Raw genomic sequence first — 13,851 nt, 5'->3', positions numbered from 1 at the left:
TGAGCCGGATGAGATCTCGTGACAGCTGCAAAGGGGCCCGCGTACCGTGCTGGCACGGGGTGGCGTCAGGCGCCCAGTTTGTCCACGGCATCCTGCAAAGAGGCCGACAGACGTGTGACGTCCTCCTGGGCGGGTGACGGTGTGCCCATCCGCTCCACCAGCTCCCCGCGGGAGATCAGCACGGCCGCCCCGTGGTACTGCTCGCTGCCGAGGGCAGCCTGTTCGACCACCTGAGCACGGCCCTCCAGGAGCACCAGAACGGCGTCGTCCGACGGAGCGTTCAGAAGCTCCCTGACCAGTGACTCGTCGATCCTCATGCGTGCTCTCCTCGGTGCCGTCCGCGGACTGCCGGACCGGGGCCGGGTCATGGGCCCGGCCCCGGTCACGGCTGCTTGGGACCTACTTGCCCATGGCCTGGCGCACGGCGTCCTTGGTGCGGTCCATGAGGGCCGCGACGGGGCCCAGGGCCATGTTCTTCGCCCCCGACTCGACACCCGGGTGGGGCCGGGTGGGCGCCATCGCCTCGGCGGCCTTGAGGGCCTTGGCCATCACGGCGAGGCTGCCGGCGTCGGTGCTGCGGCGGATGTGGGTGAACTCGTAGCGTTCCTCCGCCCGGGCGTGTTCCTGGACGTCCTTGCGCAGCTTCAGCAGCTGGGGCATGAACTTCGGATCGTTCGTGTCCAGCTCGTCGAGGGCGGCCAGCGTCTCCTTGGCCGCCCTCTCCTCGGCGAGACGGTCCTTCACCACCTGCTCGCCGCCGGGGAGGTTCTTCCGGGCGAAGGGGTGGACGACCTCTTCCTCGGCGGTCTCGTGCACGGCCAGCAGGCGCACCAGGCGGCGGAAGGCGTCGCGGCGCTCCTCACCCGTGGCCGCCTCGACCTCGTCGAAGAGATTGCGGATGTCACCGTGCTGGCGCATCAGCAGCGCCACCACGTCGTCGTCCTTGGCCTGGTCGTCCCCGGCGTGCGGGGTGTGCAGCTCGGTCATGTCAGCCCTTCCCTACTTCTCGCGCTGCGCGGGGTCGGGGTGCTCGCCCTCGGTCTGGACGCGGTACTCGCGGCCGAACATCTCGTCGTGCTCGGTCATGACCCGGTCGCTCGGCGGTGCCTCGCCGCCGTGGATCTGCTCCTGCATCTTCTCGAACCGCTCGTGCGCCTCACGGACGTAACCGGCGCCGAGCGTGGTCAGGTCCATCTGCGTGTCGAGCAGCTCACGCACGTAGGCCTTGTTCGGCTCGAACGTCAGTACGTTGGGCAGCTCGGGGGCGAGCACGGAGGCGGGGTCGCGGCCGTCGTGGCGGCGCATCAGGTCGCAGGCGGCGTGCAGGTGCTCCAGCTCCATGTTCAGGTGCAGCTCCCAGATCGCCTTGACCTTGGGGTCGGTCTCCTGCTCCATGAAGGAGTAGTACAGGTAGCACTCGTTGTACTCGTGGTTGACGAGCTGCTCCCACCACGTCTCACCCGGGTCCACCAGGGACTCGTAGTGGGTGACGTGCTCCTCCTCGATCAGGCCGATCTCCTGGTAGAGCTGACGGGCGATCGGCTCCATGTAGGTGGGGCCGGTGTTCATGTAGAAGTTCATGGTCTGCTGCTCGGCCGACATGATCGTCAGCGCGTGCAGCTTCGACAGCGGGTTCGTCTCGTCCTTGGCGTACGGGTCGCGGACGTTGTCGACCGGGTCGCGGTGGTGGAAGCGGGTGGGCCGGCCGGGCATGATCTCGGTCAGGTTGTCGACGATCGACTCGGCCTTGCGGTGCTCGATCATCTCGTACAGGTTCGCGTACCGGTACAGGTGGTCGAAGTCCTCCAGGACGCCGAACTGGTACGCCTGCTTCAGATACGGGTCCGGCTCCATCCGGGCCACCCACGCCGTCAGGTCCACCGCGACCTGCTCGTAGGCGATGGTCGTCTCCAGCACTGAGGAGACGCCCGGGAGCAGCCAGTTCACGACCTTCTGCTGCTGCGCCTCGATGTAGCGCACGCGCGCCAGCTGACGCTTTACCTCGGGATCGACGGTGTTGCGGGCGAGCTGGTGGCTGAAGAGGATCGCCTCCACCTCGATCCCGTTCATCGCGATGATCCGGCAGCGGGTGTAGGGGTCACAGTGGTCCGGGTCGATCGGGTCCACGTTCAGCTCGCGCCAGCTCCGGAGCTGGCGGTCCAGCGGGATGCCCCGCTGTTCCAGGGGATTGAACGTCATGGGGGGTGCCTCCTGATGACGAGGGGGACTCGCGCCGCTGGGGTACCCCGTTTCAGGCGTCGAGCACAGACATGGTTCTCAGTCTGTTCACGAGGGGCGCTTTCCAGCCACCGCTCACACCCGCGAACCGCCGGGTTCCCCCTCGTGGGTCAACCGAGCGGGCGGATGCCGTGCTGTTCGGCGAACGTTTGTCCACGCCGCACCGGACCGGTCGACGGGGAAGCCAATGCGGTCGTTCAGGCGGTTCGTCGGTCGGCTGCCGGTCAGTCAGCGGGCAGGCCGAACCAGCGCAGGAGTACGGGCCGTGCGTCGTCGGGGGCGTCCTCGGGGCCGCGGGCGTAGCGCGCGAGCAGGGCGAGGTAGTCGTCGTGGAACGCGTCCAGCTCACCCTTGGTGAGGTGGATGAGGCTGCGTGAACCGCGCATCCAGCCGTCGGACTCCGCCTGTCCGGCAGTGAACTGCCGGGCGAGCTCGACGTCCTCCTCCATCCTCATACGGTCCAGCTCGACCGACATTGCACGCTCGGCCTCCGTCAGCTCATTCTGCGGCGGTCTGCGGATGTCGAGGCCGCGTACCCCACGCCACCAGCGCTCCCGCCCGGTGGAGCGCTCGGGGATGTCTTCGATGAGGCCGCTACGCTCCAGCATGCGCAGGTGGTAGCTGAGCGTCCCGGTGTTCTCGCCGAGGGCGGCGGCCAGCGTGGTCGAGGTGGCAGGGCCCGTCGCGCCGAGGTGACGCAGGATGCGCAGGCGCAGCGGGTGCGCGAGCGCCTTGAGGACCTCGGGACTGTCGACCGTACGCCGTTCTGCGGCCTGCGCTGCTGGCTCCTCCGTCATGACGGACAGTCTACCCGATCGCAGCGTTTTCTCTGCAGACCTTCCTCTGCAGAGAAATCTCTGCAATGCTGTGGCGTATGACGCCGAACCGAGTGAGCTGGAAACGCACAGTCCGTCACTTCACAGGTGCTGCTGCGGCACTTCTTGCCGGCCTGACCCTGGGCGCCGCACCCACGCACGGAGCTGAAGGGGCGGCGGCACTTCCCGAGTTCGACTTCTCCGCCTGCCCGACCGTCGATGAGCTGCCCGCGGGTGCGGACCCCGGGACCTGGCGCTGCGAGGTCATGCACGCCACGGGACATCTGCGCATGGGCGCCGTCGACGAGCCGCTCACCGAACCTATGAAGATCACCTTTGCGGAAGGCCGGTTGGACGGTGAATTCCGTCAGGTCTTCGGAACCATGACCGCCGCGCCAGTCCGGGTGGGGCGCACCTCGTTGGCCCTGACTCCGCAGTACGGCGGCTATTCGGACTTCCTGTCCGACGACACCCGGCGCGGCGAGTTCGACATCAAGTTCGCCATAGGCCCGGCGCGCGGGCCGCATGCCCTACCGACGTCGGGCTGCTCGGTGGGCAGCGATGAGGACGCGGTCCACCTGGTACTCAAGGACACTGATCCCACCCGGGTGATATCCAAGGACCCCTTGGTCGTCGCCTTCGGCGCCCAGGACGTGGAGTTCGCCGCCCCGGGCACCAGTGGCTGCGGCCCCTTGAGCCGCGCGATCGACCGGGCGCTGGGCCTGCCGTCCGCGGCGGGGGCGAATGCCTTCGACATGGATGTCACGGTGGGCATTCGGCCGTATGTGTAGACGGTTCGGTTACGTAGGTGTCCACGATGCCTTCCAGGTCCTTGGTCTGCCCGGCAGCTGCGCCCTGAAGCGCGCTGCCATGACGACGACGTCGGAGAGTGTCCCTGCGCGCTGACAGATGACCTGATGCGAAGCCCCGGGGCGAGTGCTCCGGGGCTTCGCCGTAGGCCCGGTCACTTGCTCCGCAACCAGCAAGGAGACCGCAGTGACCGTCGTACACGACCACCGCGCACTGGGCCGTGCACTGGGCCTGTTCGACACCGATCCGCTGATCGGCGCGGGCCTGCCGTACTGGCTGCCCGACGGCGCGGCCGTGCGGCACACCCTGGAGGAGTACATCCGTGGCGCCGAGCGGCGGGCGGGCTACTAGCATGTGTACTCGCCGGTGCTCGGCAAGCGGGAGTTGTACGAGATCTCGGGGCACTGGGCGCACTACAGCGACGACATGTTCCCGCCGATGAACCTCGGCGGGGAGCAGGTCGTCCTACGGCCGAGCCTGTGCCCTCATCACGCCGTGATCTACCGCTCCCGCGCCCACAGCTACCGCGAACTGCCGCTGCGCATGGCCGAAGTGGGCGGCATGTACCGCTCCGAACTCTCGGGCGTGCTCGGCGGGCTGACTCGGGTACGGGCCATCCAGCTCAATGACGCACACATCTTCTGCACCCTGGACCAGGTCACCGAGGAGGCACAGGCCGCGCTGGAGATGATCGGCGAGGCGTACGCGGCGCTCGGCATCACCCCGACCCGATACCGGCTCTCCCTCCCGGGCCCCGGTGGCAAATATGTTGCCGCACCCGAGAAGTGGCAGCGGTCCACTGTCCTGCTGACCGACGTCCTCGACCGCTCCGGCCTGCCCTACGAGGCAGCAGAGGGAGAAGCCGCGTTCTACGGCCCCAAGATCGACGTCCAGGTCACCGACGGCGCCGGCCGGGAGTCCACCCTGTCCACCGTCCAGGTCGACTTTCACCAGCCCGAACAGTTCGGCCTGCACTACATCGGCGCGGACGGCGCGAAACACCGTCCGGTCATGGTGCATCGCAGCATCATCGGCAGCGTGGAACGCGCCGTCGCCCATCTCATCGAACAGCACGGGGGTGCCTTCCCCGCCTGGCTCGCTCCTACTCAGCTGGTCATCCTTCCGCTCTCCGACACCGAACTACCGAACGCCGCGTCCCTCGCTGAGCGCTGCACTCGTCTCGGACTGCGTGCCCAGATCGCAGGACCGGACCGCGGCAGCCTGGGCGCCCGTATCCGAGAGGCCCGCCTGGTTCCCTACCAAGCCGTCATCGGCGCCAAAGAGGCCGCTGACGATCACGTCGCACTGCGCTTGCGTGACGGACGCCGACTCGACCCGCAGCCGATCGGTGACGTACTCACCCACATCAGGGCTCTCACCGCGGCCCACAGCACCAACCTGTGGGCCGACTGACCTGTTTTCGCGTCGATCCGGGGACGGAGTTGCCCCTGGAAGTGGATCTGCCTGCCGGGGCCGTGTGTCCTGGCCACGACCTGTTTCGAACCGGACGCCTCCCAGGTGTGAAAGACCACGCGGATATCTGCTGCTGGGACTCAACTGCACTGTTAGCGTTGGCCCTTGAGCGAGGGGGAAGTCAACACGTGACATCGACAGCGTTTTGTATCGGCGGGGATCTGAAAGTACGGCGGCTGGGGTTCGGGGCCATGCACTTGCCGACCTCCCCGGGCCCGGACCGCGAGGCCTCTCTCGCGGTCGCGCGGCGGGCCGTCGAACTGGGTGTCACGCTGATCGACACCGCGTACATGTACGGAAGAGGAGCCAATGAGGAGCTCCTGGCCGAGGCCCTCCACCCCTACCCGGACGGGTTGCTGATCACCACCAAGGTCGGCGTTGCTTTTCCAGGCTCCTCAGGTGAGTGGAAGCTCGACGGGCGGCCCGCCGTGCTGCGGGAACAGGTCGAGCAGGCACTCCGCCGACTGCGGGTCGAGCGGATCGAGCTTCTTCAGCTGCACCGCATCGACCCCGACACGCCGCTCGCCGACCAGGTCGGCACGCTGCGGGACTTGCAGGCTGAGGGCAAGATCGGACGGATCGGGCTCTCCGAGGTCACTGTCGACGAACTCGACCAGGCACGGGCCATCGTCGACATCGCGAGCGTGCAGAACCGGTACAACCTGCTCGACCGCGAGCACGAGCCCGTGCTCGCGGCCTGCGAAGCGGAAGGCATCGCGTTCCTGCCGTGGCGGCCCGTCGCCTGGGGCAATTCAGGAGCGCGGGCCGAGGTCGCCTCCGTGGCCGCCGAACTCGACGGCACCCCTACGCAGGTCGCGCTCGCCTGGCTCCTCGGCCACTCCCCCGTGATCCTTCCGATCCCTGGCACCGCTCGGATCGAGCACCTGGAGGAGAATCTTGCTGCGGAGCGTCTCGAGATGACCCAGGTGCACCGCGAGCGCCTCGACCGTCTGGCCGCAGTGGCGTAAGGCTCGTGGGAGTCTTCCTCCGTAGAGGGGTGGGTTGATCGCGGAGAGCGGGCTCACGGAGCTGATGGAATCGGTGCGGCCGATGTCAGCCGGCCTGCCGTGGCACCTCCCGTGCGGCACGGCACCGGTCGGCGGACATCAGCCATGCCTCCGCGTCCCGCCGTATCCGCGGCACGTCGGAGCTCTCGTACTCCCAGATCACCGACCGGATCGTCCCGCGTTCCCGGTATGCGTCCATGATCGCGACATGCTCCGGCAGCCGAACGAACTCCGCCATGGCCCGCCGTCCGGTCCACACCGAGACCGCTCCGCAGCGCCGGGTCAAGGGCGTGGCCCATAACCACATGCCGACGGCTCCGTCGAGATGCGGCCAGCGCCGCCGCAGCGCGAAGCCGCGACGCATGATGCCGGGCAGGTCCCGGTACGCGTCGCTGGTGAAGTCGGTGACGCTGACGATCAGCGGGCCGCTCCGGCGACCGGGACTGTCGCTGCCTGCCGTATGCGCTGCGGAGTGGTTGGCAAGACAGTCCCCGGCGGGACCCTGGATCCAGCGGCTGCTCAGCACGGCACCGGCGTCCACGACGGGTCGCGGCCGACCAGGGCGAGCAACCGATCACCCTGCGAGGCGTCGTCGGCGACGGCGATCCGTCGGCGGAACGCTGCACCGGCCCCGCGGCCTTCGTCCGGGACCAAGGCGGCGACGCGCAGTGCGGCGGTGGTGAGTTCGGCGGAGGGCTCCCACGGGGCGCCGATCGTCACCGCGACGTCCCAGGCATGGACTACGCAGTCGAGCAGGTGGAAGCCGATCGCTGTCCGTCCGGGAACAGTGAAACCCTCGCCGATCTCCGGCAGCGCGAACGGCCGCTCCAGTGCGTCGTCTTCGGCGAACGCTGCGCTGACCTCGTCCATCGACGCCTCATACGCTCCGGCCGGGTCATCGCCGAGGTCGCCGTCGCACCATACGGCCCACGTCTCACCCGCGCCCCGGGCCGAGGCGGCGAACCCCTCGTTCTGACTGACCAGATGACGAACAAGGCCGCAAAGGGTCCAGTCCGCGCACGGAGTCGCCAACCTCGAATGATCGGCCTTCACCTGGGAGACCAACTCCCTGCTGAGCAAAAGCGCCTGGCGGTCCAGTCGTCGTATGTCCATGGCCGGAGCCTAGATTTCGCAATGGCTCAGCTCCAGAGCCAATATGCTGCCAAGTGATTGAGCCAATTCCCGGGTTGCCAACCAAGAACAGGTCGCGATGGATGTGCACGTCAGGCTGGACGGGCAACGCGATCTGTCCGGCCAGATCTACCGCCAACTGCGTGCCGCGATCCACGACGGACTGCTCAGGCCCGGCGATCCCCTGCCCCCGACCCGGGAGTTGGCCCGCCGCCTCGCGGTGGCCCGCAACACGGTCGGCGTCGCATACGAGCGACTCGTCGCCGAGGGTTACGCGGGCAGCCAGGTCGGCTCCGGGACCTTTGTGCGTACGACGGGCCTGCCGACGCAAGGCGCCGCGACCGCCAACGAAACTGCCGCCTCGGGACTGCGCCCCCGCGCCCTGTGGGCGGACTTGACCCCATGGACAACGCCGGAGACGACCGGACCGACCACGGCGACCCACGACTTCCGGGTCGGCCTGCCGGATGCCCGCCTCTTCCCGTACGAGGTGTGGCGTCCCCTGATCGCGCGGGAACTGCGCCTTTCGGGGGCCGGGGCGGTCGGATACGGCGATCCGGCCGGCCACGCGGGGCTGCGGGCCGCGCTCGCCCGGCACGTCGGGCTCTCCCGTGGCGTTCGGACCGGCCCGGACGACGTGCTGGTGACCACCGGCACGCAGCAAGCCCTGGATCTCATCGGGCGGGTGCTGCTCGAACCGGGCGACCGGGTGGCCGTAGAAGAGCCCGGCTACCCACCGGCCCGGCTGCCCTTCCTGGCACAGGGCGCCGAGGTCACGGGCATACCGGTGGACTCCGAGGGCCTGCGGGTCGAAGCCATCCCGCCGGACACTCGCGCCGTGTACGTCACTCCCGCCCACCAGTTCCCGCTCGGCATGCCTATGTCGCTGCGGCGCAGAACCGCGCTGCTGCAGTGGGCGCGGCGGCACGGCGCGGCAGTGATCGAGGACGACTACGACAGCGAATTCCGGTTCGGCGGGCGGCCGGTCGAGACCTTGCAGAGCCTGGACCGGGACGGACACGTGATCTATGTAGGGTCGTTCTCCAAGGTGATGATGCCCTCGCTGCGCGTCGGCTTCCTGGTGGCGCCCGCGCCGCTGCGTACAGCGCTGCGCACCGCCAAGTACGCTGCCGACTGGCACACTTCGGTCCCCATCCAGGCGGCGCTCGCCCGCTTCGTCGATGACGGGCTGCTCGCCCGGCACATCCGCCGGATGCAGCACACGTACGCGACCCGGCACCAAGCCGTCACCCACACGCTGACCGGCCACTTCGCGGACCTGACCGAGCTGGTGCCGTCCACGGCGGGTCTGCACGTCACCACCTACACCCGAGGGCACCTCGCCGACCCCGGCGCCCTGACGGACCTGGCCCGTCAGGCCCGGGCATCCGGCGTGGCGGTCCACACCCTGGCGGAGGTCGCGGCAAACCGCTCCGCGCGCCCGGGGCTCGTCTTCGGCTACGGCTCGATCAGCGCCGCGGACATCGAGACGGGACTGCACCGTGTACTCGGCCCCACGTAAGACTGCTGTGATGGGTTGTTGAAGATATTCATTCGCTGTCCGAGGTCATCGCTTCTAGCCTGCTTCGCGTGATGACGGCTGAGGACGTGTTGTCTGTCCTGACTCTGCTGCGACGGGCAGAGGTAGATGTCTGGATCGGTGGTGGATGGGGCATCGACGCTCTGCTCGGCGAACAGACCCGAGAACACCGCGACTTGGACCTGATGCATCGGCAAGACCAGGAAGCCGCTGTAGTGGCAGCTCTCTCTGAGGCGGGTTTCGTGGAGAGCCTGAACTGGAGGCCCATCCGCTTCGTCGTCACGGCTCCGGATGGCCGCGAGATCGACCTCCATCCCCTCGTCTTCGGAGAAGACGGCTCGGCGGTACAGGCGTCAACCGAACCGGAGCGTCCCTTCATCTATTCCTCTGCGTGTTTCGTGACGGGCACTGTGGAGGGGACGGCTGTCCCCTGCCTGTCCGCCGAGCAGCAGGTCTACTTTCATCAGGGCTACGAGCCCACGGACCGCGATCGGCAGGACATGGCGGAACTCCGCCGAGCTTTCGGGATCGCCACCCACTTCTGAGCTGCGATGCAAAACCGTCACGGCCACCAAACTCCCTCCCGTTCCGCTCCCCAGTCCGGTGCCGATCAACTCCGCACGGCTCATCCGTCACATCAGACGGCCCGCCGGATCCCCGCCGGGATCGTCGGCCAGCACGATGCCGGCCGTGATGCGCTTGCCGACCGGCTCGCGGCGCATCTCGAAGCTGTGGCACACGCCGATCACGATCTCCAGGCCATGCTGCCCGACCCGGCCCGGATCAGGACTCTGGGCCACCGGAAGCGTCGGATCGGTGTCCCACACGCTGACCTCCATAGCCCCGTCGATGACCTCCAGATCCAGCAGGCAGGGGCCCGGCGCGTACTTCTGCGCGTTGGTCACCAGTTCGCTGACGACCAGCTGCACCATGCCCATCGCACGATCCGACACCGGGATGCCGTGCACGGCTTGCACATCGCTCAGGAAGGCGCGGGCAGCGTCGCGCGCCTCGGCCACCGGCTCATGGCCGGCGAAGGTCACCGTCGCAAGGATTGGGCGGTCGGCCAGTGGCAGATCTTCGTTTTCGGGCATCACTGGGCCACACCGCCACCCTCGTCCTGAGCAATACGGCTAAGAAACCTCGCCTACCCCCAAAACCACATCCCACACCTGAGTCGTACCTGGCCGATTTCCGGCGTCCCGCGCGTCCCCGTCCGGCGGTGGCCTGCCGCGCTCCCGGAAGCTGATCACCGCCGCCCGGGCGGGCGGTGCCACCGCTAGCGAAGGAGCAGAGCCGCAAGTTCGGCAACGCGGTCAACCAGGCCGGTGTCGGCCCCGGTGTCACCACCGTGTACAACGAGACTCACCAGCGGCCAAGGGCAGCTGGACGTAAGACACTGTTCAAGCACCTGAGCTGGGGAAAATGGACCCGTCTGTAACAATCCTGGGGTCTTCTACTCCTCATAGACAACACTTCGCCGTCATGGCCGCCGTTTGCGCAGCCACTCTGTTGGTGTGGCTTGTGGACGGCCCGCCCGGCAGTCCGGGCAGGGGGACCGCGCTCAACGGCGGTATGCAATCCGCGGGGGACATCGGCTACGAGCATGCGCAGATCGGCGACGAGTACTGGGCGGCGCTTCCTCTGACCTGGAACGTCTCCGATGAGGATCTGCGTATCACGCGCGCCGAGTTCGGGCACGTCAAAGTGAAGGCGAAGTCCGGAGCCGACCACTACTACATCGCCCGCATCAAAGTCACCGGCCCGGTCGACGAGGCGCTGAAGGACTGCCGCTACTGGTACGACCAGGACGGCGAGCACTACCGCCAGCAGTTGGACTGCTCGACGATCATCCGCCTGGGTCCGCCCATCGTGTACGACGACGTATAACAAACGGACGCCCCTGCTCTGCCGCAGGGGCGTCCATGAACGCGATCTCCGCTGTGGGTGTTGCTGGGTCAGCTGGTCATGCTGTTCATCTTCCAGACGGTCATGGACTTGACGGTGCTGCCGTCTCCGAAGAGGCGCAGGCCGAGAGAGTCCTGGCGGAACGGGTAGGCGCGGGTGGTTATCGACTTGTGGGAGTTGGCGTAGGCCTCGATCACCGAGCGGTCGACGAAGACGTCCAGGCTGAGGGTGCCGTTGGAGAGTGTCAACGGGCCCTTGTGGATGCCGAGGTTGGGTTCGGCGCTGGAGTTGTTGCCGGATTTGGTGCGGTCGACTCCCAGTTGGGCGGCGGCTGCGTCGTAGAAGAGGCGGGTGCGTTCTTCGTCTCCCGGGCTGCGCAGGACATCGAGGCCGAAGGTGCCGGCGGTGCCGCGTTCGAGGGTCAGCTTGATGTGGAGCATGTCGCCCTTGATGGTCGCCAGGCGGTCGTTCGCGGCGGCGATGGATGTGGGTGTGGTGATGTTGAGGAGGGGTTCGCCGTCGTGGAGGCGTGAGACCTCTTCGACGGGACGGAATCCGAGGTCGCCGTCGGGCCGCATGGACAGCTCGATGGGCAGACCGGCGTTGTGGGCCCAGCCTGCGTCGTAGTGGGCGCGCTCGGTGCGGCGGTCCTGTGCGATGCTGAAGACCAGTGAGCGTTCCTTGTCGTCGACCATTCCGCTGGGGCCGGTGAAGTGGTCGCCGTAGTCCATCAGTTTCGGCTCCGTGGTGTCCGGCGTCCAGCGGCGGGCCTGCGCGTCCCAGGTGCCGACCCAGTAGTAGACGTACTTGCTGCTGTACTCACCCGGGCCGGCCGGGAAGGCCGGGTTGATGAGCAGGGCCCGGCGTTCGCGGCCCTGGGCGTCCTTGCCGATGGGCAGGAACGTGGGGAGTTCCCAGACCTGGCCGGTCTTGGGGTGGGCCGCCACGTCACCGACCATCAGCGGCCCGGAGTACGTCCAGTCGGTGAGGTTCTTGGAGGTGTACAGCAGGGCCGTGCCGCCGATGTCCTTGCCGTCGGTGCTCTGCACGCCGGAGCCCATCAGCTGGAACCAGGTGTCCCCCTCCTGCCACACGAACGGGTCGCGGAAGTCTCCGAAGCGGACCTTGCGCCCGGCGCCGACATCGAGGTCGGCCCTCTGGCTGGTGACGAGGGTGGGGTGCATCTTCCACTCGACCAGGTCGCTGTCGCCGGGGTCGACGGGGCGGGCCAGTCCGGTCGCCTGGTTGGGGCGCTGGGAGTCGTTGCCGGCGGTGAACAGCAGGACGGGCACGCCGTTCTCGTCGTAGGCCGCGTCGCCCGACCAGACTCCGTCAGGGGCCACGCTGTCCTCGGTCGGCGCGAGTGCGACGGGCAGGTCGCGCCAGTTGACCAGGTCCTCGCTCACCGCGTGTCCCCAGGCGATGTTGTGCCAGTAGGGGCCGTGGGAGTTGTGCTGGTAGAAGAGGTGGTACTTGCCCTTGTACTGGATGGGGGCGTGGGGCTCGTTCATCCAGTGGTTGGGTGCGGTGAAGTGGTAGCCCGGACGGTAGCGGTCGCCGTCGTAGCGCGAGCGGTCCATCGTCATGCGGGCCGTGGGTGTGACGCCTCCGGCGAAGGTCTGTACGTCCTTGGCGTGTCCGGCGGCCACCGATGCGGGGGTGAGCGCTCCGGTGTGGATCTTCACCTCGTCGATCAGTCCGTTGAACATGTTCACCGCGAACGTGCCGTTGATGATGGCGGGTTGGTTGTGCCGGCCGACGATCAGGGGCACGTCGGCCTTGGCCAGCCGTGCGCTGGTGGGGACGGCGGTCTGGGCGACCTGCTCGCCGTTGAGGAAGAGCCGGATCGCTCCGTCACCCGGCGCGAACACGGCCGACAGGTGAGCCCACTTGCCCGCCGCCAGCGCGGCCGGCTTGGGGACGGTCAGCTCGTACCACGCGTCGCCGGTTCCGACGCCGAACTGCCACCTGCCGTGCCGGCCGACGCCGAGGGAGAAGCCCCGTTTGGCCCCCTTGTCCTGCTGGTTGACGACCGCCGAGGGCTTGCCGTCGTCACCCCACTCGAACGCGCGCGGCGCGACCCACGCCTCGACGCTCAGGCCGTCCGTGGGCAGTTGCGTCTGCGCGGCGCGGGTGACCCAGGTGGAGTAACCGTCGAAGAGCAGCGCGCCGGACAGTACGCCGTCGCCTTCGCGCCGAGGGCGCCACAGCGGATCGCTGTCCGGCTTGTACTGGGCGTCGTTGAAAACGTAGCTGATGGGGTCGGCGGCCTCGCTGATCTTCTCCCTGGTCGTGGTGCCCTTGCCCTCGGAGAAGTCCCAGTGGGCGGCGAGCCCCGTCGGTGAGGGATCGGGCGCCTTGTCGGTTCCGACGCGGACGTCGTCGAGGTTGATGTGGCCCCAGCCGCCGGTGGCCTTGTCGACGACCGTGACGCGCAGCTGTTCGCCGAGGTGTGCGCGTGCGTCCCAGGTGACGCGGCGGTAGGTCTCGTCGTCCGTTCCGGTGGCCTTCTTCAGCACCGTCCCGTCGAGGGTGGTGAGCGCGACATAGAGGTCGCTGTCGTTACGGCCGCCGGAGACCAGGGCGCTGACCATGCCCGTGCCGGTCAAGGTGAACGGCTCAGACGTCGCCGTTCCCGTGGCAACATCCCCGCCCGCGGCGAAGCCCCACAGGTGGTAGGTGCCCTGCTGATTGAAGCAACAACCCCAACCCCAACCCGGCTTGTCGGTCACCGCTCCCGTGAACGGCGTCCCGGTCGTCGTCCAACCGCTCAGATCGCCGGACTCGAAATCGGGGTTCGACAGGGCGGTCCCGCTTGCTCCGGCGGGTGATGCCATCAGGGGCGAGGCCAGTCCGAGACACATCGCGAATGCCAGGAGCAGCCTCAGGAGGATGGGTGAGGGCCTGGTCGTGGCTCTCACCGGTGAGC

Annotated in this window: 13 protein-coding genes and 1 pseudogene; 6 read left to right on the top strand and 8 right to left on the bottom strand. The window is 68.1% G+C overall.

Going from position 1 to position 13,851, the window contains the following annotated elements; translation table 11 throughout:
* Nucleotides 1–65: 65 nt before the first annotated feature.
* The 4 genes from ACFYW5_RS30835 to ACFYW5_RS30820 all read right to left on the bottom strand — a co-directional run bounded on the left by ACFYW5_RS30835 (nucleotide 66) and on the right by ACFYW5_RS30820 (nucleotide 3,035).
* Complete coding sequence (locus tag ACFYW5_RS30835) at nucleotides 66–317, bottom strand: hypothetical protein (RefSeq protein WP_389420396.1); 252 nt, start codon at nucleotides 315–317, stop codon at nucleotides 66–68.
* A gap of 82 nt (nucleotides 318–399) precedes the next feature.
* Nucleotides 400–987: a hemerythrin domain-containing protein gene (locus ACFYW5_RS30830; protein ID WP_389420395.1), complete on the bottom strand. Its 588-nt coding sequence runs from the start codon at nucleotides 985–987 to the stop codon at nucleotides 400–402.
* Between the two features lie 12 nt (nucleotides 988–999).
* Nucleotides 1,000–2,199 carry a hypothetical protein gene (locus tag ACFYW5_RS30825; protein ID WP_389420394.1) on the bottom strand — a complete coding sequence of 400 codons (1,200 nt, stop codon included), beginning with the start codon at nucleotides 2,197–2,199 and terminating at the stop codon, nucleotides 1,000–1,002.
* 263 nt (nucleotides 2,200–2,462) lie between these two features.
* Nucleotides 2,463–3,035: an ArsR/SmtB family transcription factor gene (locus tag ACFYW5_RS30820; protein WP_389420393.1), complete on the bottom strand. Its 573-nt coding sequence runs from the start codon at nucleotides 3,033–3,035 to the stop codon at nucleotides 2,463–2,465.
* A 77-nt stretch (nucleotides 3,036–3,112) separates the two neighbouring features.
* On the opposite strand from ACFYW5_RS30820, the gene ACFYW5_RS30815 reads away from it, so the two are divergent.
* The 3 genes and pseudogenes from ACFYW5_RS30815 to ACFYW5_RS30805 all read left to right on the top strand — a co-directional run bounded on the left by ACFYW5_RS30815 (nucleotide 3,113) and on the right by ACFYW5_RS30805 (nucleotide 6,304).
* On the top strand, nucleotides 3,113–3,844 hold the full coding sequence (locus tag ACFYW5_RS30815) for a hypothetical protein (protein WP_389420392.1): 732 nt from the start codon (nucleotides 3,113–3,115) through the stop codon (nucleotides 3,842–3,844).
* Between the two features lie 205 nt (nucleotides 3,845–4,049).
* A pseudogene (gene thrS, locus ACFYW5_RS30810) lies at nucleotides 4,050–5,276 on the top strand (threonine--tRNA ligase).
* Between the two features lie 188 nt (nucleotides 5,277–5,464).
* The gene (locus ACFYW5_RS30805) at nucleotides 5,465–6,304 is read left to right on the top strand and encodes an aldo/keto reductase (RefSeq protein ID WP_389420391.1); all 840 of its coding nucleotides are present in this window, start codon (nucleotides 5,465–5,467) and stop codon (nucleotides 6,302–6,304) included.
* An 85-nt stretch (nucleotides 6,305–6,389) separates the two neighbouring features.
* Here ACFYW5_RS30805 and ACFYW5_RS30800 read toward each other — a convergent pair whose 3' ends face one another.
* Nucleotides 6,390–6,869, bottom strand: coding sequence for a hypothetical protein (locus ACFYW5_RS30800; RefSeq protein WP_389420390.1), 480 nt, complete (start codon nucleotides 6,867–6,869; stop codon nucleotides 6,390–6,392).
* A complete protein-coding gene (locus ACFYW5_RS30795; protein ID WP_389420389.1) occupies nucleotides 6,863–7,456 on the bottom strand; it encodes a TIGR03086 family metal-binding protein in 594 nt (197 codons plus the stop codon). The genes ACFYW5_RS30800 and ACFYW5_RS30795 overlap by 7 nt, the downstream gene beginning before the upstream one ends.
* Nucleotides 7,457–7,553: 97 nt before the next feature.
* On the opposite strand from ACFYW5_RS30795, the gene ACFYW5_RS30790 reads away from it, so the two are divergent.
* Nucleotides 7,554–8,996 (top strand): PLP-dependent aminotransferase family protein, encoded by a 1,443-nt coding sequence (locus tag ACFYW5_RS30790; protein WP_389420388.1) that lies wholly within the window; start codon nucleotides 7,554–7,556, stop codon nucleotides 8,994–8,996.
* A 71-nt stretch (nucleotides 8,997–9,067) separates the two neighbouring features.
* Nucleotides 9,068–9,559, top strand: coding sequence for a nucleotidyltransferase domain-containing protein (locus ACFYW5_RS30785; protein ID WP_389420471.1), 492 nt, complete (start codon nucleotides 9,068–9,070; stop codon nucleotides 9,557–9,559).
* Nucleotides 9,560–9,646: 87 nt separating this feature from the next.
* Here the strand turns inward: ACFYW5_RS30785 and ACFYW5_RS30780 are convergent, their stop codons facing one another.
* Complete coding sequence (locus tag ACFYW5_RS30780; RefSeq protein ID WP_389420387.1) at nucleotides 9,647–10,108, bottom strand: ATP-binding protein; 462 nt, start codon at nucleotides 10,106–10,108, stop codon at nucleotides 9,647–9,649.
* A 481-nt stretch (nucleotides 10,109–10,589) separates the two neighbouring features.
* Between ACFYW5_RS30780 and ACFYW5_RS30775 the strand changes: the two genes are divergently transcribed.
* Nucleotides 10,590–10,904 carry a hypothetical protein gene (locus tag ACFYW5_RS30775; RefSeq protein ID WP_389420386.1) on the top strand — a complete coding sequence of 105 codons (315 nt, stop codon included), beginning with the start codon at nucleotides 10,590–10,592 and terminating at the stop codon, nucleotides 10,902–10,904.
* A 68-nt stretch (nucleotides 10,905–10,972) separates the two neighbouring features.
* Here the strand turns inward: ACFYW5_RS30775 and ACFYW5_RS30770 are convergent, their stop codons facing one another.
* Nucleotides 10,973–13,759 carry a GH32 C-terminal domain-containing protein gene (locus tag ACFYW5_RS30770; protein ID WP_389420385.1) on the bottom strand — a complete coding sequence of 929 codons (2,787 nt, stop codon included), beginning with the start codon at nucleotides 13,757–13,759 and terminating at the stop codon, nucleotides 10,973–10,975.
* Nucleotides 13,760–13,851: the final 92 nt, after the last annotated feature.

The organism is Streptomyces sp. NPDC002779, assembly GCF_042888685.1.
GTDB lineage: Bacteria > Actinomycetota > Actinomycetes > Streptomycetales > Streptomycetaceae > Streptomyces.
Note: the sequence above shows the minus strand (reverse complement) of the source record. Positions and strands in the feature narration are given on the sequence as shown.

Excerpts from the sequence above, each read along its gene's own strand:
- ACFYW5_RS30835 (WP_389420396.1), bottom strand. The coding sequence starts at position 317 with ATGAGGATCGACGAGTCACTGGTCAGGGAGCTTCTGAACGCTCCGTCG.
- ACFYW5_RS30830 (WP_389420395.1), bottom strand. The coding sequence starts at position 987 with ATGACCGAGCTGCACACCCCGCACGCCGGGGACGACCAGGCCAAGGAC.
- ACFYW5_RS30825 (WP_389420394.1), bottom strand. The coding sequence starts at position 2,199 with ATGACGTTCAATCCCCTGGAACAGCGGGGCATCCCGCTGGACCGCCAG.
- ACFYW5_RS30820 (WP_389420393.1), bottom strand. The coding sequence starts at position 3,035 with ATGACGGAGGAGCCAGCAGCGCAGGCCGCAGAACGGCGTACGGTCGAC.
- ACFYW5_RS30815 (WP_389420392.1), top strand. The coding sequence starts at position 3,113 with ATGACGCCGAACCGAGTGAGCTGGAAACGCACAGTCCGTCACTTCACA.
- ACFYW5_RS30795 (WP_389420389.1), bottom strand. The coding sequence starts at position 7,456 with ATGGACATACGACGACTGGACCGCCAGGCGCTTTTGCTCAGCAGGGAG.
- ACFYW5_RS30790 (WP_389420388.1), top strand. The coding sequence starts at position 7,554 with ATGGATGTGCACGTCAGGCTGGACGGGCAACGCGATCTGTCCGGCCAG.
- ACFYW5_RS30785 (WP_389420471.1), top strand. The coding sequence starts at position 9,068 with ATGACGGCTGAGGACGTGTTGTCTGTCCTGACTCTGCTGCGACGGGCA.
- ACFYW5_RS30780 (WP_389420387.1), bottom strand. The coding sequence starts at position 10,108 with ATGCCCGAAAACGAAGATCTGCCACTGGCCGACCGCCCAATCCTTGCG.
- ACFYW5_RS30775 (WP_389420386.1), top strand. The coding sequence starts at position 10,590 with ATGCAATCCGCGGGGGACATCGGCTACGAGCATGCGCAGATCGGCGAC.
- ACFYW5_RS30770 (WP_389420385.1), bottom strand. The coding sequence starts at position 13,759 with ATGGCATCACCCGCCGGAGCAAGCGGGACCGCCCTGTCGAACCCCGAT.